This window comes from Neisseria sp. P0009.S010, from assembly GCF_051958545.1.
Lineage (GTDB): Bacteria > Pseudomonadota > Gammaproteobacteria > Burkholderiales > Neisseriaceae > Neisseria > Neisseria subflava_A.
In genome coordinates, this window is sequence record NZ_JBQCVH010000003.1 from 173,160 (window position 1) to 193,488 (window position 20,329).

Here is a 20,329-nt window from a genome sequence, read left to right on the forward strand (position 1 = left end):
TTATGCACCTTCCCAATATTTCCATTCTCGGCTTAGGTTATCTCGGCCTGCCGCTGGCGCAAAAATGTTATGAACAAGGCAGTCAGGTAGCCGCCGTCAAACGCAACCTGACCTCTGACGACATCAATCTGCCGATTGAACTCGACATCATCGATTTGAATCAAGACGATATTTTTCACAGTTCGGCCTTGTGGCAAAACCATATCAACAAGCCGACATGGTTTTGCCTGCTTCCGCCTTCGTCATTAAACCATTACGCCGATACCCTGAAAAAGTGGATTCAACTTGCCGAGCAATCTAAGGTACAACACATCATCTTTACCAGCAGCACCAGTGTGTATGGCGACCAAGCACGCATATGCGATGAAACCATGCCGCCCGATCCGCAAACCGAATCTGCCCGTCAAATCCTCGCAGTCGAGCAAGCCTTGCTGGAAAGCGCCGTCCCCCATATCGACATACTGCGACTGGGCGGGCTTTACTCTGCCGACCGTCATCCCGTTACCAAGCTGGTTCAAAAAACACGCATTCAAGGTGGCAATCGACCCATCAATATTCTTCATAAAGACTTGGCCGTCCAAGTCCTTTTTCAGACGGCCTGCCAAGCTGACGGCAAACGTATCCGCAATATTGTCGAACCCCGCCACCCAAGCCGAGCCGAATTTTATACTGCCGAAGCGGCCAAACTCGGCCTGCCGGCTCCTGATTTCATCGTTGATGACAAAAGCAACGGCAAAATTGTAAATACCGTTTGCGCAGACGGGCTAAGCCTGTAAAATTGCGACTCAACCCATTAATCCGTTTCAGACGGCATTTAGAGTAAACCATGTCCGCCCTATTTCCCCTTATCAACCACCTGATACAGCAAAATCCAGAGCAACAGCGCGAGCTGTCTGAATTTGCAGGCAGCATCATCTGCATCAGCCTAACCGGTTTCAGACTGACCGGACGCATCAGCGAACAAGGTTTTCTTGAAACCGCAAATGAAACCGCCGACACCAACATCACATTCCACAACAGCGCCATCCAAAAAATCCTCCAAGGCGGCCAGCCCGGCGTGGGCGACATCAGCCTCGAAGGCGACTTGGTATTGGGCATGTCCGTCCTTCCTATTTTGGGTGGACTGCGCTATTATCCGAGCGAAGATTTGGCGCGTGTATTCGGTCATGTGGCCGCAGAAAGCATCAGCTCGCGCGCCGGCGACATCGGTCGCACCATGAAAAAAATCGGCAAAAGCATTGCCGAGCAAATCAGCGACTTTTCACGCGAACCCGAATCCCCTGTTATCGACCAAGCCACGCTTGCCGCATGGTTGGAAGAAGTGGACAAACTGCGTGACGACGTTGCCCGCCTAAACGAACGCCTCGACCGCCTCGAGCGCGATATCTGGATAGATTAGACACTTAATTTCAGACGGCCACTATCATGAAAAGCCCATTCAAAAACATCGGTATCGTTACGCGTCCCAATACGCCCGAGATTCAAGATACCGTCCACACATTGGTTTCTTTTCTGCGCGAAAACGGCTTCACCATCTATCTGGATGAATTGAGCGTAGAAGAACACTGCGTCTATATCCAAGATTCCGCATACTGCGAAACCGTAAACAAAGCCCAGCTGGGCAAATATTGCGACCTCGTCGTTGTGCTCGGCGGCGACGGCACCTTCCTCTCCGCCGCCCGCGAAGTCGCCCCGCGCGCCGTCCCCATCATCGGCATCAATCAAGGCCACTTGGGCTTTCTTACCCAAATCTCACGCGACACCATGGTTGAGGGCATCCGCCCCGTACTGGAAGGTAAATATCTGCCCGAAGAGCGCATCCTCATCGAAGCCAGCATCATTCGTGACGGCGAAACCATCGAACGCGCCCTCGCCCTCAACGACACCGTACTGTCTCGTGGTGGCGCAGGCCAAATGATTGAATTTGAAGTCTTTATCAATCAAGAATTTGTCTATACCCAACGTTCGGACGGCCTGATTATTTCCACGCCGACAGGTTCGACCGCCTACGCGCTTGCCGCCGGCGGCCCCATTATGCAGGCCGGCCTGCACGCATTCACACTTGTACCTATCTGCCCGCAATCCATGACCAACCGCCCGATTGCCATCTCCGACACCAGCGTAATCGAAATCCTCATTACCAAAAGCGGCGACGCACGCGCACACTTTGACGGACAATCCCATATCGACGTGCAAAACTTCGACCGCATCATCATCCGCCGCTATCACAACCCCTTGCGCGTCCTCCATCCCACCGATTACCAATACTTTAAAACCCTGCGCCAAAAGCTGCATTGGGGCGAACAATTGATTTAAACACCACTTCAATAAATAGGCTTACCATGAAAACCATTTCCCAAACCTTAATCATCGCGCTGTGCGCCCTTTCCTCCCTCTCCGTCTCCGCACACGGCATGCACAAAAGCAAACCCTTGTCCTTTGAAGAATTGCCGAAAATCTGCCAGCAATACTTTACCCGTGCGGATGCGTGTTACCAAAAAGCAGGCGATAAAGCATCGTTCCAACGCGACAACACAAAATACCTGCGCCAAATCCTGCCCGCCGCCGACGTAGGCCAACGTGAACGCATGTGCCAAATTGCCATGGATACATTCGCCGAAAAAACAAAAAACTTGAGTTGCGAATAAAGGCCTCCGCCTTAGCTCTAGTAATTTTTGATTTCATAAAAAGGCCGTCTGAAACATTGGATTGTTTCAGACGGCCTGATTACAAGGTTCTTACCTATTAAGAAGAGACCACAAAATCCACTGTATGCGCCTCACTGTAATCAGGGATTTCCAGCTTTTCTATCATGCGGTGATACACATCATTCGGCACGGAATGTTCGCGGTTACGGTTTTGCGATAGTAATTGCGTGTAAGGCACTTCCAAATAAATGAGATGCACACGTGCGCCGTAATCGGCAAACATCGGCAGCCATTTGCTGCGCAGGTCGCGGTTGAGGTTGGTCGCATTGAAGACAAATGACGTATGGGCTCGCAGATATTCCTTTGCCTGCTCTTTACCCAAACGCACTGCTTCGGCGGTATGTTTGGAATCCGCGGGATTGAGTTTACGCTCACGGCGAATCTCATCCAGCGACAGCATAGGCAGATGAGCAAGATGTTGCCTGATGTAACTATCTTTACCGCTGCCTGCTATGGCACACATGGCGTACACATCAAAGGTCTGATCATCAAATGGCTGATAATCCGGCATTTCGCTACGGCCGTTAAGATAGAGATAGCGGCCGTAGTCGCTGGCGAACGTACGTGCCTCACCCCAACAGGCATTTTCTTCACAGAGTTCACGAAACAAATCAATGCGCAGCAAAATATCCTGTTGATCGCAACATATACGACCGAGAACATCAGCTTTAGCAAACATGGCAAGATGCGCAGTATTGACCTGCAAACTGGCCGCTATGACGGCTCGCTCAGGATTAGGCTTGTTAATCGCCCATAAGGGCAATCCGTGCAAACGCACGAGTTTGGCGATTGCTTCTCTTACAGCAAACGGAGCGGCAAGTTCGGTATACAGTAAAGTACGGGCGGTATGCTCGCCTTTTTTTGCGTGATGCGGCGAAACGATACGCTCTTTACCGTTTTCTATTTCACGCTTGGTCGTACTGCGTTTTTCCACATCATGCAGCATGGCGGCAGCAAACAGAATATGCTGCTCCTGTCCATCAAGCGCTTGGAACTCGGGCAGTTGTAAAAGGGCTTCGCATACCATTTTGGTATGCGTAAATACATCGCCTTCAGCATGCCACTCAGGGTCTTGCGGAACATCCTTCATATCGGCAAACCAGCTGAAACGACGTTCTAAGGCTTGCCAATCAGGAAGTTGACCGGGTATGTAATCTGGGAATGTCCACATAATTGTCTTTCTTATTATTGGATAATTGGACTTCAGGCCGTCTGAAACTGCCAGCTTTGCCAATGGTATTTGTCGTAATCGATAAGACGGGCAGGCTTCCAAGTTTTCGTCCAATGAACGTCGGTTTTAACGTGTTTGGCTCGCACCAATTTGAAAAGATTATCAAATTCATTGAATTGAACAGGCAGGTTGCCGTTGTTGGTGGCAAAATCAGCGGCGTTCCGGATAACGAAACCTTCACTGCATGCCGCTCCTGTTTTCGGATCGTAGCCGCCAAGCTTACCGGCAGTTTGTACGCTGTCTGTCCACAGCTCTCCCAAATTAGCGGCAAGCCATTGCGCTAAAGCAATATCTTCATTGGCGTATTTTTGAGTGAAATCTGCAAGAGGCTGGACAATGGGTATTTCTGGTACAGTCGGAAAATCAAACAGCTGCGCATAAAATTTAACCTCTTCCCATGAAAGCCAATGTCCGCTACGGCGGACTGCAAACAGGTAAAAATAGCTTTCCAGTTGCGAATAGGCAATCGAATGAATGCCATACATATTCTCGCCAAAAAGTTCAAGATCGCCTAAATCATCTTTGATTTGCTGCCATCGTTGCAGCAAAGGTTTATCCCACGGATGCTGGGTAGGCGCAGCATGACTACGGGCATAGAGACCGTGTGCGGCAAAGCAGTTGTTTTGCCCATCTAATTTTTCGGTTAAAACCAATTTCGGCAGTGAGGCAAAATATGAAAGAAAGCCGCGCGGCATAAAACGGTCGTCAGAGGTGGTACCAAGGCTGATGGGCGCGTGCAGGCTGCGGGCGTATTTTTGAGGTTCGGTTGTCGTCATAATATTTTTTCCTTTTTATTCATTTTTTAATTTTCTTTTCAAGTGTTCCCTGCAACCCGTTACATTTTCCCCACCATATTTCCTTGTTTGGAAACCAAAAGTTGGTCGATTTTCAAATTTTCGGTATCGATGATTTCAAATTTATAACCGGCATAAACCAGAAAATCCGTACGCTTCGGGATTTTGCGCAGGGAATACATCATAAAGCCGGCGATGGTTTCGTAGTTTTCCGAATTGGGAAACTCTTCGATATCCAGCGCGCGCATGACATCGGTAAGCGGCGTGGCACCGTCCACCAACCATGTGTCTTCTGTACGGCGGATGATTTGCGGCTCTTCTTCGGTATTGACCAGCTCGCCCATAACAATGCTCATCACATCTTTCAGCGTTACCACGCCGACCACCAGCGCGTATTCGTTCACCACTACGGCAAAGTCTTCGCCGGAAGTTTTGAAGGTTTCTAAGACATCGTAAAGCGACAGCGTGTCGGGGATGAACAAGGCTTTACGCAACACGCGCTTGTCGGTCAGGCGGACGTCTTTTTCTTTTAAAAACAAAGTCAGCAGCGTATGCGATTCGATATAACCGATGACGCGTTCCAAATCGCCGTCGCATACGAGGAATTTGTTGTGCGGTTTGTCCGACATCATTTCCAATACGGTATCGCTGTCGTCGTGTTTGTCAAAATAGACGATATATTCGCGCGTGCTCATGGTGGAAGTGACCGTGCGCTCTTGCATATCGAAAATGTTTTCAATCAGATAGTGCTCTTGTTCTTTCAACACACCAGCCTGAGCGCCTGCATCAACGACGGCATAAATATCTTCCGAGGTCAGCTGCTCCTGACGAACAGTTGAGATTTTGAAGAGTTTGAATATTGCGTTTGCCAACCCGTCAAAAACCCAGACAAGGGGTTTTAATATAAAAATCAGAAACATCATCGGACGGACAATGCGTACCGCCACCGCTTCGGGATGGGTCATTGCCATACGCTTGGGCATCAGGTCGGCAATTAAAATAAAGCTGCCTGTAACCAGCGAGAAAGTCAGCAAAGAGGCAATTGTGCTGCCCCAACTGCCTGCGTTCTCCAATAGTTTGCCAAAATACGGACGTATTGCTGCCTCGCCGACAATACCGGCAAGAATGGCGACGGCGTTCAAACCAATTTGGACAACGGTAATAAAACTGCCCGGCTGCTGCTGCATATTAATTACATCAAGCGCACGGGTATCGCCGCCGTCTTTCGCCATGACCTGCAATTTGATTTTACGTGCCGAAGCAAGCGCGAGTTCGGAACAGGACACAAACGCGCTAATGACAATCAGCAGGCACAATAATAGTAAGGCTTCAAAAATATTCATGAAAAAGTTTGTGTATGGTATAGGTTAAAAATATTCAAACAGCAAAGGCCGTCTGAAAAATTCAATTTGATCTTAGATTTGTATTATGTACATTTATTGTTTTAATCATCCAGCGCATCTTCATCCAAGGATTTCAACCATTTTAGCTTTTCGCCAATTTTGATTTCCAGCCCGCGCAGGACGGGTTGGTAGAAATCGGGTTCGTCCAAGCCATCGGGCATATAGCTTTCGCCGGCGGCGTAGGCGTTTGGTTCATCGTGGGCGTAGCGGTATTCGCGTCCGTAGCCCAATTCTTTCATCAACTTGGTCGGCGCATTGCGTAGGTGGACAGGCACTTCGTCGCTGGCATTTTCTTTGACGAAACGGCGCATTTGGTTGTATGCCTTATAGCCTGCATTGGATTTGGCGGCTGCGGCGAGATACAACACGGCTTGAGCTAAAGCAAGCTCCCCTTCCGGCGAGCCTAAGCGCTCATAAGTTGCGGCGGCATCATTGGCAATCGTTAAAGCACGCGGATCGGCCAAACCGATGTCTTCCCATGCCATGCGGACAATGCGGCGGGCGAGATAGCGCGGGTCGGTGCCACCGTCGAGCATACGGCAGAACCAATACAATGCTGCATTGGGATGCGAACCGCGCACGGATTTATGCAGCGCAGAAATTTGGTTGTAGAAACTCTCACCGCCTTTGTCGAAACGGCGGATTTGCGCGCCCAAGCTGTCGGCGAGAAATTCAGCAGTCAGGGTTTTCAGACGGCGTGTATTAGCAGCGCGTAAAAGCTGCTCGATCAAGTTCAACAATCTGCGCGCATCACCATCGGTGGTATTCACGAGCAATTCTTGCGCATCCGCTTCAATTGTAAACTCTTGGTATTCAGGCAAAGCCAATACTTTGGCAATCAGCTTCTTCAGGTCGTCTGAAGACAAGGATTGCAAGACATAAACTTGCGCCCTGCTGAGTAATGCCGGATTGACTTCAAAAGACGGGTTTTCCGTGGTAGCACCGATAAAGGTTAACAAGCCACTTTCGACATAAGGCAAAAATGCGTCCTGTTGCGCTTTGTTGAAGCGGTGTACCTCGTCAACAAACAAAATCGTCGCGTGCCCTTGCTGCAAGGCAATTTCAGCTTTCTCGATTGCCTCGCGTATGTCTTTCACACCGGAAAATACAGCGGAAACAGGCAGAAACTGGGCATTGAAACTCTGCGCCAAAATCCGTGCCAGCGTGGTTTTGCCTACACCTGGCGGCCCCCACAGCAACATAGAATGCGGCTTTCCTCCCTCGACCGCCACGCGCAAAGGTTTACCTTCGCCGATTAAGTGCTGCTGCCCAATAACATCGTCTAAAGAATGCGGGCGCAGGCGTTCGGCTAAAGGGGCTTCGGGTTGACGGGCAAAAAGGTCGGACATAGCGGATTCCGTGAAAAGGGTTTTCAGACGACGTGGATTATAGCAGGTCGTCTGAAAGGGGGATTAACGCTCTTTGGGCGTAATATCAATATAATTTTCATTCAAAATTTGTAGTGATCTCCCGCTGATGACGATACATTCCTCAGCTAATTTTGCAGCTTCCTCTTTTCCTTTGTTGTTTTCAGCAGTGGGCGGGCAGAAAACTTTGGTGTCACCTAAGTTCCAAGCCATATAGCCGTATAAGGCATTGTTGCGTTGTTCAGGTTTCGAAGAACAATCAATACCTTTTTTTAATTTTTCATTTTCTGAAAGTATGGGACATTTGAATTTTTGTTTTAATTTAACCAAGTCATTTTTGTTAATGCCATTGATTTCTTGGAAGCCGTTGTTTTGTTGAAAATTATTATGTAATAAATACCATGAAGAGTTTTTAGGAATTTCCACAAATCGAACAGGATAAAGCATATGTATTGCAGAGTTATTAGAATATGAAAGCAAAAGTAAAAATGACAAAAAAGAAAGAAAAACGGGAAATGTATAAATAGATTTATTTTTTGCTTTGATGCTATTGCTTTTATTTATCTCATCTACTACAAATTTGATATTTAGGAATATAAAGAAACTTAAGCAATATAAGTACATGTATTGTGTTAATCCGTTAGGTATCCAATCATATGCTAGGATTATAAAAATGAAAGGGTAAAAAAGCATTGTAAATGATATAAAGAGCAAGATGAATAGTATAAATAAGGTGGATTTGATAGTACTCAGAAATGAAATTACACTTTCTTTGGTATATTTAAAATCTGCTACTGAGCCTAGTATAAGAATGAGTGGAATTGTCGTTATAATTATGAAGATTAAACAAGTAAAATAAAATATAGTATATAAAATTTGGAAGAAATAAATTTTAATAGATTTAATAGACTTTAGAATTATATTTTGTTTTTTATTATCACAATAGTTATCTGATGGCAGTTCATATTTTAAAAGTTTTGAAAAAATGTAGATATTTCCCTGTAGTAGATAAAAAAAGCAGGGTAGTGTCAATATAATTAGAGAAAAAACATGAATTGGTAAGTTATCTTTATTCCCAAAGTATTCCATTAGTATAAGTAATGTAATCAGAATCGGGAAGCTTGAGGCTAAAGTATATAAAGGTAAATGTAGTTTTTTAAGCTTCTTCCCTTGTTTTCTATATTCACTAGATATGTGTAGTAGAAAATAAGGAGATACAAAAGGAAAAATGAAAACTATAAGAATTAGAGCAAAAACAAATAAAATAGTAGTTAAACTGGAAGAAGAAGTCATGGCATCAGGGAAGATGCTAGATTGTTCAATAAAATCTAAATAGCGATGAGTTAAAAAGCTTCCAAGTATTAATCCAAGCGCAGCCAAAGCTGCAAAAAATTTACCAACTATTTCTAAATAATTGATAAATATTGATTTTTCATTTAATTCTGAAGACTTTATAAGTAATAGTGATCTAATTTGTTTCTGTTTGTTTTTTTTAAAATGATTCATGTCTAAAAATGCCCCATTTTTAAATAAGTACTGAATTATACCCCGACTTTCCCCAATCCCCCATCTCACACTGCTTACGGTATAATACGCGTTTGTTTAAAGACTTTGCGGGGCGTTTCAGACGACCTTGCGGCAAGGGATAATTATGAATATGAAGAAGGTTGCTGCCGTTGCTTTGGCGGCTGTATTGTTGGGCGGTTGCGCTTATAATTCTGACTCGGCGTTCGGCGGGTTGGGCGGCGGTACGGGTATCGGCGGCAGCATGGTGAAAATGGCAGTCGATCATCAATGCCGTTCGGAGTTGAACAAGCGCAATGAATGGCGTTTGGTCGCGCTAACGATGAGCGCGGACAAACAGCGCGAGTGGGAAGACAAAATCTGCGGCTGCGCGAGCGAGGAGGCGCCGAATCAGGTGTCCGCGCAAGAGTTGATGGATGTTTTGAATCCTTCTTCGCGGGATCGGGCGATTGCGTCGGTAACGGTGAAAACCGTCAATGCTTGTTTCAAGCGTTTGTATAGATAATGTTTTTCAGACGACCTCTGTGTAACGGGGTTGTCTGAAAGTTTATAGTAGATTAAGGTCGGGATAAGGCGACTTGCGGGATGGTTCTCAGGCGGGTTTCCTGTTTTGACCGGCAATATTTTTGTTTTTATAGAGAAGAAATCATGAAATATATCAGCACCCGCGGTGCAACCGCACGCAAGCAATTCAGCGAAGTTTTATTGATGGGTTTGGCTCCTGACGGCGGTTTGATGCTGCCTGAGCAATACCCTCAAATCGACCGTGCTACCTTAGACCAATGGCGCACACTCAGCTATCCTGAACTGGCGTTTGAAGTCATGAGCCTGTTTGCCACCGACATTCCTGCTGATGATTTACGCGACATCATCAACCGTACCTACACCGAAGAAGTATTCGGCACCAAAGCCATTACTCCGGTGCGTACACTTTCAGACGGTATCAAAATCCAAGCCCTCTCCAACGGCCCGACTTTGGCATTCAAAGACATGGCCATGCAATTCTTGGGCAATGCGTTTGAATATGTATTGAACAAAGAAGGCAAAGAACTCAATATCTTAGGCGCAACCAGCGGCGACACCGGCTCTGCCGCCGAATATGCCCTGCGCGGTAAAAAAGGCGTCAATGTCTTCATGCTGTCTCCGGAAGGCAAAATGAGCGCATTCCAACGCGCGCAAATGTTCAGCCTGCAAGATGCCAACATCCACAATATCGCCGTTGAAGGCATGTTTGACGACTGCCAAGACATCGTCAAAGCCGTACAAAACGATGCCGAATTCAAAGCCAAATACCATATCGGCACAGTCAACTCCATCAACTGGGGCCGTATTGTCGCCCAAGTCGTGTACTACTTTGCCGGTTATTTCAATGCCACTTCGAGCAATGACGAAAAAGTCAGCTTCTGCGTACCAAGCGGCAACTTTGGCAATGTCTGCGCCGGCCATATCGCCCGTCAAATGGGCCTGCCTATCCATCGCTTGATTGTTGCCACCAATGAAAACGACGTATTGGACGAATTTTTCAAAACCGGTGCATACCGCCCGCGCAACAGCGAACACACCCACGTCACTTCCAGCCCGTCTATGGATATTTCCAAAGCCTCCAACTTCGAGCGTTTTGTGTTTGACCTGATGGACCGTGATGCAGACGAAATCAAAACATTATGGGCTGAAGTAGGCTCCGGCAAAGGTTTCAATTTGGAATTTGCCTTAAACAAAGTACATCAACAATATGGCTTTGTTTCCGGCAAATCAACCCATGCCAACCGCCTTGCCACCATCAAACAGGTTTACGAACAAGACCGTGAATTGATTGATCCGCATACAGCCGATGGCGTCAAAGTTGCCCGTGAAGTCCGCGAAGCCGGCGAAACCATCGTCTGCCTCGAAACCGCATTAGCTGCCAAATTTGAAGCCACCATCCATGAGGCTGTCGGCGAAGTTTCCATCCCCCGCCCTGCCGCATTGGAAGGCTTGGAAAATCTGCCACAACGGGTCCGTGTTGTCCCTAATAATGCAACGGCAGTGAAAGACATCATTAAGGAAGCCCTGGCTTAACCGGCCGTCCTTGACGACTGCACAGGCCGTCTGAAAAAGTTTCAGACGGCCGCAACCGATATTTGAGAAGTGGGTAACATTATTGCCAAACCCACCACGCCGCAGTCGTTCCCAATATAAAATCAAGGCGTTAAAACAATACCGACTCCTTTTGACTTTCAATTGCAAACATTGTAATGACAGATATTTTCGTTTAGAATTGCATGTTTGCTCTAAATTTGGATTGATATGCAGACAACACAAGCCACATCCAACTGGGAGCTGTACAAGCGTTTGCTTGGATATTTGAAAAGCTATTGGAAGATGTTTATCGTCTCCGTAGTGGCCATGCTGATTGTCGCCGGTACGATGCCGGCTTTCGGTTACTTGCTCAAACCTTTGATCAATGAAGGTTTTGTCGATAAAAACATGAAAAGCATGTCATGGTTGCCGCTGGCAATTGTGGCGCTGTTTTTCGTTCGCGGCCTGTTTAACTTCATCAACGAATATTGCACGACGTATCTGTCCAGCCACTTGGTGCAGCGCTTGCGCGGTGAAATGTTCAACAAAATGATGCATCTGCCGACTTCGTATTTCAGCAGCAATACCGGCGGCCGTTTGATGTCTCGTATCTTGAACGACGTCAATCAAATTACCGATGCAGGGTTTAACGTCATTACCGTGATTGCTAAAGACGGCGTGAGCGTAGTCGGCCTATTGGGCTTGCTAACTTATCTGAACTGGCGTTTGACCCTGATTACTTTTATCATCTTGCCGGTTGTTGCTGTATGTATCCAAACAGTCAGCAAACGCTTGCGCAAACTGTCTGCCAACAACCAAATTTATCTTGGCCAGCTGATGCAGGTCTTGGGCGAAAGCATTAATGGTGAACGCGTTGTAAAAATCTACGGCGGTCAAGATTATGAAAACCGCCGCTTCAACCGTATTGCCGACGATGTGCGCCGCAACCTGCTCAAACAGGTTTCCGCCAGCTCTGCGGGTACCGGCATTACGCAATTAATGGCCTCGGTTGCTCTGGCTGCGATTATTTACGCAGCCGCCCGCCAAGCAGGGCTTTCCGGCTTCAGTGCAGGCGATTTTATGTCGTTTTTGTCGAGCATGATCATGATGTTTGACCCCATCAAACGCATGACCGGTGTGATGCAATCCCTGCAACGCGGTTTGGCGGCGGCAGAAAGTGTCTTCACCTTTTTGGATCAACCTGAAGAAAGCAACGAAGGCAAACAAATTCTCAGCCCAAACCCTGGCGATATCGAATTTTGCAATGTTGTACACCGCTATCCTGAAGCCGAACGCAACAGCTTGAACCACATTAACCTGCTTGTACCGCAAGGCAAAGTGACCGCATTGGTCGGCGCATCAGGCTGCGGTAAAACCACCCTGGCCAATATGTTGCCGCGCTTCCTTAATCCGGATGAAGGCAAGGTTTTGATTGGCGGCGTCAACATCAATGAATATACGCTCGAAAACCTGCGCAGCCGCATGGCATTCGTCAGCCAAAATGTTGTCCTGTTTAATGGTACGATTGCTGAAAACATTGCCTATGCTCAAGCTGATAAATTCAGCGAAGAAGAAATTATCAATGCTGCAAAAGCCGCGAATGCTTGGGAATTTATCCAAAAAATGCCGCAAGGCTTGCACACTGAAGTCGGCGAAAACGGTTTAAAACTGTCCGGCGGCCAACGTCAACGCCTCGCCATTGCGCGTGCACTTTTGAAAAATGCACCGATTTTGATTTTGGACGAAGCCACCAGCGCATTGGATAATGAATCTGAACGTTTGGTGCAAACCGCATTGGAAAATCTGATGCAAAACCGTACCACATTGGTGATTGCCCACCGACTTTCGACCATCGAAAAAGCCGACAATATTGTTGTCATGCACGAAGGCAATGTAGTCGAACAAGGCACTCATCATGAATTGATCAACGCAGGCGGACGCTATTCCGACCTGCACAGCCTCAGCGAAAAATCAGCCAAACCGGCAAGCAAGTAGCTGAACACCATATTCCATTCTTTTTATTAACCTTGGCCGCCCCGACCTATCCTTTTCAGACGGCCTTATCCGACAGGAAATATCAATGGCAGCATTCAACACCCAGAAAGTCTTGTCCGTACACCACTGGACCGACGCTTACTTCACTTTCACCTGCACCCGTGACGAATCTTTGCGCTTTGAAAACGGCCAATTCGTCATGGTCGGCCTGATGGTAGACGGCAAACCACTGATGCGCGCATACAGCGTGGCTTCCGCCAACTGGGAAGAGCATCTGGAATTTTTCAGTATCAAAGTACAAGACGGCCCATTGACCAGCCGCCTACAACACCTTAAAGTCGGCGACGATGTCCTTATCAGTAAAAAACCGACCGGTACATTGGTTGCCGGCGACCTGAATCCGAGTAAACACCTCTACCTCTTGAGCACCGGTACCGGCATCGCCCCTTTCTTGAGCATTACCAAAGACCCTGAAATTTACGAGCAATTCGAAAAAATCATCTTGGTTCACGGCGTACGCTACAAAAAAGACTTGGCATACTACGACCGCTTCACCAAAGAATTGCCCGAACACGAATACCTGGGCGACTTGGTTAAAGAAAAACTGATTTACTATCCAATCGTTTCACGCGAAGAATATGTACACCAAGGCCGTCTGACCGATTTGATGCGCAGCGGCAAACTCTTCGAAGACATCGGCCTGCCTAAAATCAATCCGCAAGACGACCGCGCCATGCTGTGCGGCAGCCCTGCCATGTTGAAAGACACCTGCAGCGTCTTGGACGAATTCGGCCTGACCGTTTCTCCGAAAACCGGCGTTCGCGGCGACTACCTGATTGAGCGCGCATTCGTCGATCAATAACGTACGTCAGCAACAGGCCGTCTGAAACCCTTCTTTCAGACGGCCTAAACCTTAATAATTTATCCCACATTATGCCTACTCTACTCATCATCCGTCCGTCCAACCGTCCACAGCAAGATATCCAAACCTGCCATGCAGCCGGTTGGCAGGCTCAGGTATTGAGTCCGATTGAAATAGAGTTGGATCATTCGGCGCTAAAAAAACTTCCCGAACAATTCAAGCAAGCCGATGTGGTGTTTTGGGTCAGCCCGACCGCTATTGAAACTGCAGTACCGTGTCTGACCTTTTCAGACGGCCCTAAAGTACACATTACCGTCGGCCAAACCAGCCAACATACTTTGGCACAATTCTCCCCCTATCCCGCCTTCTCTCCCGAAGATGGTAACGACAGCGAAGCCGTCTTGAGAATGCCTATTTGGAAAACCCTGCCACCCAACGCCCGAGTTCTAATCATTCGAGGCCATGGAGGCCGTGATTTTCTAGCAGACAAACTGACCGAACTGGGTTTCCAAATCAACATCGCTGAAATCTATTTCAGACGGCCACACGCCATCGATTGGCAGAACTTTAAAACTGAAGACATCGCCGCCGCCTACGTTACATCCGGCGAGCTCGCGCGCGAATTTTTCCATCAGATTCCGCCGCAATTTTCCCGATTCTTCGAATCCTTGCTATACTTTACCCACCATCCTCGCATTGCCGATGCGCTTCGCATCGTCGGTGCCAAACATGTAGAAACCGTCACTTCTTTATCCGCTGCACTTTCATCCATACCACAAAGGAGCCAAGCAGTGAACCCAGTCGAAGACAATAAAGATACCCAACAAGTTGCCAATACGGCAACTACGGCGCCTGAACGTTCTGAAAACACCAGGCCGTCTGAACAAATCAAACCTACCCAACCTCAGCGAGTGGAGGCGAGCATGCCCGAGTCCAACAATCTCCCACAAAACAACGCCCCTGTTATCATCAAACAATCTGGCGGCAAAGCCTTGGCCGCAGGTGCGATCGTCTTGGCACTGCTTGGCCTAGGCGCGAGCGGATTCCTGTTTGTACAGGGTCAAAATGTTTTAAAAAACCAAGAGCTCGAATTCAACCAAAAAATCGACAAAGCTGCGTTAGGCGAATCTGAAAACTCCAGCCTTTTAAAAGACAACCTCAACCGCCAAACCGCTATTCAGACCGAGTTAGACCGCCTGAACAACGGTCAAAAAAACAATAGTGATCAAATCCTGCAAACGCAGAAAGCTTATCAAGAGTTACTCAAAGGCCGTATCAACTGGCTGGTTGACGAAGCCGAATCCATGCTGAACACTGCTTCGCAACAATTGATGCTGTCAGGCAACCTACAAGGCGCGGTCAGCGTATTGGAACACATCGACAGTCGCTTAAGCCGTTTTGAACAGCCTGAACTTATCCCCGTCAAACAAGCCATCAGCAATGATTTGGCCGCACTGAAAAACCGTCCTTATGTCGATATTTCCGCTACAGCCTTGCGTATCGACCGTTTGGAAACCGGTATTTCCGGCCTGCCTTTAGTCTTGGACGGCGTATTGAAACCAGGTGCCGCGCCTGTCGAAGCCACCAATTCAGGAACCTGGTGGGAAAACACATGGGAGAAATCCCTCAATGCCCTCAAAGGCTTGGTTGAAGTCCGTCATCTGGACAGCAACGACGCCATGTTGATTTCGCCCGAACAAACCTACTTCATCCGTGAAAACCTGCGCCTACGCCTTTTGGATGCGCGCATTGCCCTGTTGCAACACAATGGCGAAGTGTACCAAAGCGATTTGAACAACGTTGAAGCAACCGTGAAGCAATACTTCGACAGCAAATCCCCTGCTACCCAGTCATGGTTGAAAGAGTTGGCCGAACTCAAAGCCCTTGATGTCCGCATGATTTCAGACGACAGCCTGAAAGCCAGCTTGAGCGCCGTTCGTGCTTATCAAGAAGGTTCGCGTACACAAATGACGACCGAAGAAGCTACGCAAACCCAAGCTGCCGAGAAAACCGCTTCCGCTCCGGCTGCAGCTACCGAACAAGCCACGACTGCCGCACCGGCTGCCGCTTCTGCCCCTCAATCTCTGGAAGCACCTGCTTTGCCGTCTGAAAACAAAAAAGAACCGGCCGCCGAAGCTGCCAAACCACAAAACCAAACCAAGCCTGCTGCCAAAATTAAAGGAGAGCAAGCATGAAAACCGTCGTTTGGATTGTCATTCTGTTTGCCGCCGCCGTTGGTTTAGCGTTGGCTTCCGGCATTTATACAGGTAACGTGTATGTCGTGGTTGAGCAAACCATGCTGCGTATCAATCTGCATGCCTTTGTTTTAGGCCTGCTGTTGAGCGTATTCGTCTTGTATTTCCTGATTAAATTCGTGTTCGGCCTCTTAAATATTCCAGCGCGTATGCAACGCTTCGGCATTGCCCGCAAAGGCCGTCAGGCTTCCGCCTCTTTGAACAGCGCAGGTTTGGCATATTTTGAAGGCCGTTTTGAAAAAGCCGAACAAGAAGCCGCCAAAGTCTTGCAAAACAAAGAAGCAGGCGACAACCGTACCCTGGCTTTGATGTTGGGCGCGCACGCGGCCGACCAAATGGAAAACTTCGAACTGCGCGACCGCTACCTGCACGAAATCGAACACCTTCCGCAAAAACAACAGCTTTCCCGTCATCTTTTGCTGGCTGAATCCGCACTGGGCTGCCGCGATTATCCGACTGCCGCACAAAATCTTGAAGCCGCAGCCAAAATCAACGGCAACTTAAGCCGCTTGGTGCGCCTGCAATTGCGTTATGCCTTTGATCACGGCGATGCTTCAGATGTCTTGGCAAAAGCGGAAAAACTGGTCAAAGCCGGCGCTATCAACGATTACGAAGCAGAACAGTATCAGAACTGGGCATATCGCCGCCTCTTGAGCGAAGTAACCGATGCAGGCCGTCTGAAAGCCTGTTTGAAACAGATTCCCGAAAGTGTGAAGTCTGGCGAATTGTGCGTCGCGATTGCCGAAAAATACGAGCGCTTGGGCTTGTATGCCGAAGCGGTCAAATGGGTAAAAAACCATTATCCGCAAAACCGCCAGCCCGAGCTTTTGGAAGCATTTGTCGAATCCGTTCGTTTCCTAAGCGAGCGCGACCAGCAAAAAGCCATTGATTTGGCAGATTCTTGGTTGCAGGAACAACCGGACAATGCACCACTGTTGATGTATCTTGGCCAACTGGCTTACGGACGCAAACTTTGGGGCAAAGCCCAAGGCTACCTCGAAGCCAGCATTGCCCTGCAACCCAGCGTATCTGCGCATTTGGTCTTGGCTCGCGTGTTTGATGAAACCGATCAGCCGCAAAAAGCGCAAGAACAACGCAATCTGGTTTTGGAAAGCGTGGCCGAAGAAGAACATCCGGCAGCCCTTCCCCAACCAAATTAATGTGCTGATTTCGCATTAAGCGATAATATGAAATCTACAACAGAACCAATCATTTAATCATTTCAGACGGCCTCAATACATATCTAAGGCCGTCTGAACTTTGTCCAACACACCAAATCAGAAAGCCTATTTATCATGACTGCTCTGAAAAACGACACTTTCCTCCGCGCCCTGCTCAAACAGCCTGTCGAATACACGCCCATCTGGATGATGCGCCAAGCCGGACGCTATCTGCCTGAATACAAAGCCACACGCGCACGCGCAGGCAGCTTTCTCGATTTGTGTAAAAACACCGAGCTGGCAACCGAAGTTACCATCCAGCCTTTAGAACGTTTTGATCTGGACGCAGCGATTCTGTTTTCCGACATTCTGACCGTACCCGACGCCATGGGTTTGGGTCTGTATTTTGCCGAAGGCGAAGGCCCGAAATTTGAACGTGCCTTGCAACACGAAGCCGACATTGCCAAACTGCAAGTTCCCGATATGGAAAAACTGCAATACGTCTTTGACGCAGTAACTTCCATCCGTAAAGCACTGGGCGGCCGCGTGCCACTCATCGGCTTCTCCGGCAGCCCGTTCACACTCGCCTGCTACATGGTCGAAGGCGGCAGCAGCAAAGAATTCCGCACCATCAAAACAATGATGTATTCGCGCCCTGATTTACTGCATAAAATCCTCGACACCAACGCCCAAGCCGTTACCGCTTATCTCAATGCCCAAATCGATGCCGGCGCACAAGCCGTACAAATTTTCGACACTTGGGGTGGCGTGTTGAGCGATGCAGCATTTAAAGAATTCAGCCTGAAGTACATCCGACAAATCGTTGCCGGACTCAAACGCGAAAGCGAAGGCCGCCGCGTGCCTGTTATCGTATTTGTCAAAGGCGGCGGCTTATGGCTGGAAAGTATGGCAGAAATCGGCGCAGACGCATTGGGCTTAGACTGGACCTGCAACATCGGCGAAGCACGTCGTCGCGTCGGCGAACAAGTTGCCTTGCAAGGCAACTTCGACCCGTTTGCCCTCTTCGGTACACCGGAATCTATCCGCACCGAGGTCGCACGCATCCTCGCCGACTACGGCAACGGCAGCGGCCATGTATTCAACCTCGGCCATGGCATCAACCAACACGCCGACCCCGAACACGCCAAAATTTTGGTCGATACCGTACATGAATTATCCCGTCAGTATCACCGTTAATTAAAGCAACTCAAAGGCCGTCTGAAAGCAAAAACACGATTATCGTGTAAATTTGTTTTTAGACAGTTTTTCTATATACTTAATATTTGAAGCTTATCAGCTGACACCTTCAAACTTAAAACACATCTACTCCCGCTACCGAATATGAATTTTTTAAAAGACATTACCTGGACCGAAATTTTTATCTTCGCCCACACCTGCGCCGCACTCGTCTGCATGCTGCGCGTGTTGTACAAACAAAAAAATATCGGCTCAACCTTTGCCTGGCTGATTATCCTATTCCTTTTCCCCGTATTCGGAACCATCGCCTACATCCTTATCGGAGAGCCTCGTCTAGGCACCGCCCGCGCCAAACGTACCGGCGAAATGAACCGCTTCTACCGCAACTTTGCCGCCACCCATCTAGCCGATATCTATCTCGACATTGCCGACCAAGTCAAATCACGTTACCACGGCATCAGTAAAGTTGCCGAAAAAGGAACGGGGCTGGGTGCCACCAAAGGCAACGCCATGAGCCTGCTCTCAACCACCGATACCATCATCGACAGCATGCTCGCAGACATACGCGCCGCAACCCATTCCTGCCTACTGGCCTTTTACATTATCGAACCCAAAGGCCGCATTGAAGAAATTCTAAATGAAATTCTTGCCGCCAAAGCCAGAGGCGTAGACTGCTCCATACTGGCCGATGCCGTCGGCAGCAGGAGCTTTTTTGAAAGCGATTGGGTAGAGATACTGCGCCAAGCAGGCATTGAAGTACATACCTCATTACCTGTCGGCATCTGGCGTACATTATTCACGCGCACCGACCTGCGCAACCACCGCAAAATCCTCGTTATCGACAGCAAAATCGGTTACACCGGCAGCTTCAACCTTGTCGACCCACGCTATTTCAAACAAAACTCTGGCGTCGGAGAATGGATAGATGCCATGATGCGCTGTACAGGGCCTATGGTTTTGGAACTGTCTGCCGTCTTCTTCGCCGACCTCGCCGTCGAAACCGATGAAAACCTCCAAAACGTACAAACATACCTCAACCAAGCCCAAAGCCTGCTGCCCCAAATCCTTCCTGAAAAAATGCAGCAAGGCAATATTGTTGCCCAAATCATTCCATCCGCCCCTGAGCAAGGCAGCTTCGTTATCTACGAAACCATCATCAGCGCCATCTATGCCGCCACCAAACAAATCACGATTACCACTCCCTACTTTGTCCCCGACGAGCCGCTTCTCATGGCATTAACCGTTGCCGCCAAACGCGGCGTCAAAGTAACTCTAATACTGCCTGCCAAAGTCGATTCACTGATGGTTCGCTACGCCTCACGCGCCTACTACCCTATGTTGCTGGAAGCCGGCGTCAAAATCGCTATGTTTGAAGGCGGTCTTCTACATGCCAAAACCATGACCATTGACGAAGACTACTCCCTCTTCGGCACGGTCAACATGGACATGCGCAGCTTTTTCCTCAACCTCGAAATAAGCCTTGCCATCTACGATCGCGACACCACCAAACAAATCTACCACCTACAGCGCAGCTACCTTAAAAACAGCAGCTACATTGCCATCAAATCATGGCAACAACGCTCCAAACTCCGCGGCCTCGTAGAAAATGCCGTCCGCCTAATGAGCCCTTTGCTGTAAAACATAAATATTTAGGCCGTCTGAAAAATATTTTTCAGACGGCCTTTTAAATAAAATACTGATAGACAAAATTCTTTATTGACAGATATTCAAGCTATCCCATCTCTCCCTCTCAGAAAAAGTAAGACTCAACCCCT

The 20,329-nt window shown here is 48.2% G+C and carries 17 protein-coding genes and 1 pseudogene; 13 read left to right on the forward strand and 5 right to left on the reverse strand.

The annotated features are described in order from the left end of the window. Positions 1 to 2 precede the first annotated feature (2 nt). From ACTHSN_RS04315 to ACTHSN_RS04330, 4 genes are read left to right on the forward strand one after another with little or no spacing between them, the layout of a single operon-like run. A complete protein-coding gene (locus ACTHSN_RS04315) occupies positions 3 to 776 on the forward strand; it encodes an NAD(P)-dependent oxidoreductase (RefSeq protein WP_107696913.1) in 774 nt (257 codons plus the stop codon). A gap of 50 nt (positions 777 to 826) precedes the next feature. After that, complete coding sequence (locus tag ACTHSN_RS04320; RefSeq protein WP_004519967.1) at positions 827 to 1,399, forward strand: ubiquinone biosynthesis accessory factor UbiJ; 573 nt, start codon at positions 827 to 829, stop codon at positions 1,397 to 1,399. A gap of 26 nt (positions 1,400 to 1,425) precedes the next feature. Beyond that, positions 1,426 to 2,316, forward strand: a complete 891-nt coding sequence (locus ACTHSN_RS04325; RefSeq protein WP_039863638.1) for an NAD(+) kinase — start codon at positions 1,426 to 1,428, stop codon at positions 2,314 to 2,316. A 26-nt stretch (positions 2,317 to 2,342) separates the two neighbouring features. Next, a complete protein-coding gene (locus tag ACTHSN_RS04330; protein WP_049332487.1) occupies positions 2,343 to 2,648 on the forward strand; it encodes a hypothetical protein in 306 nt (101 codons plus the stop codon). Between the two features lie 97 nt (positions 2,649 to 2,745). Here the strand turns inward: ACTHSN_RS04330 and ACTHSN_RS04335 are convergent, their stop codons facing one another. The 5 genes from ACTHSN_RS04335 to ACTHSN_RS04355 all read right to left on the reverse strand — a co-directional run bounded on the left by ACTHSN_RS04335 (position 2,746) and on the right by ACTHSN_RS04355 (position 9,078). Next, the gene (locus ACTHSN_RS04335; protein WP_440365106.1) at positions 2,746 to 3,879 is read right to left on the reverse strand and encodes an AAA family ATPase; all 1,134 of its coding nucleotides are present in this window, start codon (positions 3,877 to 3,879) and stop codon (positions 2,746 to 2,748) included. Between the two features lie 32 nt (positions 3,880 to 3,911). Continuing rightward, complete coding sequence (locus ACTHSN_RS04340; RefSeq protein WP_283116700.1) at positions 3,912 to 4,715, reverse strand: RNA ligase family protein; 804 nt, start codon at positions 4,713 to 4,715, stop codon at positions 3,912 to 3,914. Between the two features lie 59 nt (positions 4,716 to 4,774). Continuing rightward, positions 4,775 to 6,076 (reverse strand): hemolysin family protein, encoded by a 1,302-nt coding sequence (locus ACTHSN_RS04345; RefSeq protein ID WP_070735116.1) that lies wholly within the window; start codon positions 6,074 to 6,076, stop codon positions 4,775 to 4,777. Between the two features lie 101 nt (positions 6,077 to 6,177). Continuing rightward, positions 6,178 to 7,485, reverse strand: a complete 1,308-nt coding sequence (locus tag ACTHSN_RS04350; RefSeq protein ID WP_440365107.1) for a replication-associated recombination protein A — start codon at positions 7,483 to 7,485, stop codon at positions 6,178 to 6,180. Positions 7,486 to 7,548: 63 nt separating this feature from the next. Beyond that, complete coding sequence (locus tag ACTHSN_RS04355; protein WP_070608771.1) at positions 7,549 to 9,078, reverse strand: hypothetical protein; 1,530 nt, start codon at positions 9,076 to 9,078, stop codon at positions 7,549 to 7,551. 76 nt (positions 9,079 to 9,154) lie between these two features. Between ACTHSN_RS04355 and ACTHSN_RS04360 the strand changes: the two genes are divergently transcribed. The 9 genes and pseudogenes from ACTHSN_RS04360 (at position 9,155) to cls (ending at position 20,192) form a co-directional block, all read left to right on the forward strand. Further along, on the forward strand, positions 9,155 to 9,532 hold the full coding sequence (locus ACTHSN_RS04360; RefSeq protein WP_440365108.1) for a hypothetical protein: 378 nt from the start codon (positions 9,155 to 9,157) through the stop codon (positions 9,530 to 9,532). Between the two features lie 143 nt (positions 9,533 to 9,675). Beyond that, entirely contained in the window at positions 9,676 to 11,085 is a 1,410-nt protein-coding gene (gene thrC / locus ACTHSN_RS04365) for a threonine synthase (RefSeq protein WP_070608769.1), read from the forward strand. 228 nt (positions 11,086 to 11,313) lie between these two features. After that, entirely contained in the window at positions 11,314 to 13,080 is a 1,767-nt protein-coding gene (gene msbA / locus ACTHSN_RS04370; RefSeq protein ID WP_440365109.1) for a lipid A export permease/ATP-binding protein MsbA, read from the forward strand. 85 nt (positions 13,081 to 13,165) lie between these two features. Beyond that, a complete protein-coding gene (locus ACTHSN_RS04375) occupies positions 13,166 to 13,942 on the forward strand; it encodes a ferredoxin--NADP reductase (RefSeq protein ID WP_070461704.1) in 777 nt (258 codons plus the stop codon). Between the two features lie 71 nt (positions 13,943 to 14,013). Then, positions 14,014 to 14,649 (forward strand): annotated as a pseudogene (locus ACTHSN_RS04380) (uroporphyrinogen-III synthase); the annotation flags it as partial. 216 nt (positions 14,650 to 14,865) lie between these two features. Further along, positions 14,866 to 16,137 (forward strand): uroporphyrinogen-III C-methyltransferase, encoded by a 1,272-nt coding sequence (locus ACTHSN_RS04385; protein ID WP_234395981.1) that lies wholly within the window; start codon positions 14,866 to 14,868, stop codon positions 16,135 to 16,137. Further along, on the forward strand, positions 16,134 to 17,357 hold the full coding sequence (locus tag ACTHSN_RS04390; protein ID WP_107768978.1) for a heme biosynthesis protein HemY: 1,224 nt from the start codon (positions 16,134 to 16,136) through the stop codon (positions 17,355 to 17,357). Before ACTHSN_RS04385 ends, ACTHSN_RS04390 begins: the two co-directional genes overlap by 4 nt. A 135-nt stretch (positions 17,358 to 17,492) precedes the next feature. Next, complete coding sequence (hemE, locus tag ACTHSN_RS04395; RefSeq protein WP_440365110.1) at positions 17,493 to 18,554, forward strand: uroporphyrinogen decarboxylase; 1,062 nt, start codon at positions 17,493 to 17,495, stop codon at positions 18,552 to 18,554. A gap of 144 nt (positions 18,555 to 18,698) precedes the next feature. Beyond that, entirely contained in the window at positions 18,699 to 20,192 is a 1,494-nt protein-coding gene (gene cls / locus ACTHSN_RS04400) for a cardiolipin synthase (RefSeq protein ID WP_440365111.1), read from the forward strand. Positions 20,193 to 20,329: the final 137 nt, after the last annotated feature.

Excerpts from the sequence above, each read along its gene's own strand:
- ACTHSN_RS04340 (WP_283116700.1), bottom strand. The coding sequence starts at position 4,715 with ATGACGACAACCGAACCTCAAAAATACGCCCGCAGCCTGCACGCGCCC.
- hemE (WP_440365110.1), top strand. The coding sequence starts at position 17,493 with ATGACTGCTCTGAAAAACGACACTTTCCTCCGCGCCCTGCTCAAACAG.
- ACTHSN_RS04360 (WP_440365108.1), top strand. The coding sequence starts at position 9,155 with ATGAATATGAAGAAGGTTGCTGCCGTTGCTTTGGCGGCTGTATTGTTG.
- ACTHSN_RS04320 (WP_004519967.1), top strand. The coding sequence starts at position 827 with ATGTCCGCCCTATTTCCCCTTATCAACCACCTGATACAGCAAAATCCA.
- ACTHSN_RS04385 (WP_234395981.1), top strand. The coding sequence starts at position 14,866 with ATGCCCGAGTCCAACAATCTCCCACAAAACAACGCCCCTGTTATCATC.
- cls (WP_440365111.1), top strand. The coding sequence starts at position 18,699 with ATGAATTTTTTAAAAGACATTACCTGGACCGAAATTTTTATCTTCGCC.
- ACTHSN_RS04325 (WP_039863638.1), top strand. The coding sequence starts at position 1,426 with ATGAAAAGCCCATTCAAAAACATCGGTATCGTTACGCGTCCCAATACG.
- thrC (WP_070608769.1), top strand. The coding sequence starts at position 9,676 with ATGAAATATATCAGCACCCGCGGTGCAACCGCACGCAAGCAATTCAGC.
- ACTHSN_RS04315 (WP_107696913.1), top strand. The coding sequence starts at position 3 with ATGCACCTTCCCAATATTTCCATTCTCGGCTTAGGTTATCTCGGCCTG.
- ACTHSN_RS04390 (WP_107768978.1), top strand. The coding sequence starts at position 16,134 with ATGAAAACCGTCGTTTGGATTGTCATTCTGTTTGCCGCCGCCGTTGGT.
- ACTHSN_RS04345 (WP_070735116.1), bottom strand. The coding sequence starts at position 6,076 with ATGAATATTTTTGAAGCCTTACTATTATTGTGCCTGCTGATTGTCATT.
- msbA (WP_440365109.1), top strand. The coding sequence starts at position 11,314 with ATGCAGACAACACAAGCCACATCCAACTGGGAGCTGTACAAGCGTTTG.
- ACTHSN_RS04350 (WP_440365107.1), bottom strand. The coding sequence starts at position 7,485 with ATGTCCGACCTTTTTGCCCGTCAACCCGAAGCCCCTTTAGCCGAACGC.
- ACTHSN_RS04335 (WP_440365106.1), bottom strand. The coding sequence starts at position 3,879 with ATGTGGACATTCCCAGATTACATACCCGGTCAACTTCCTGATTGGCAA.
- ACTHSN_RS04375 (WP_070461704.1), top strand. The coding sequence starts at position 13,166 with ATGGCAGCATTCAACACCCAGAAAGTCTTGTCCGTACACCACTGGACC.
- ACTHSN_RS04330 (WP_049332487.1), top strand. The coding sequence starts at position 2,343 with ATGAAAACCATTTCCCAAACCTTAATCATCGCGCTGTGCGCCCTTTCC.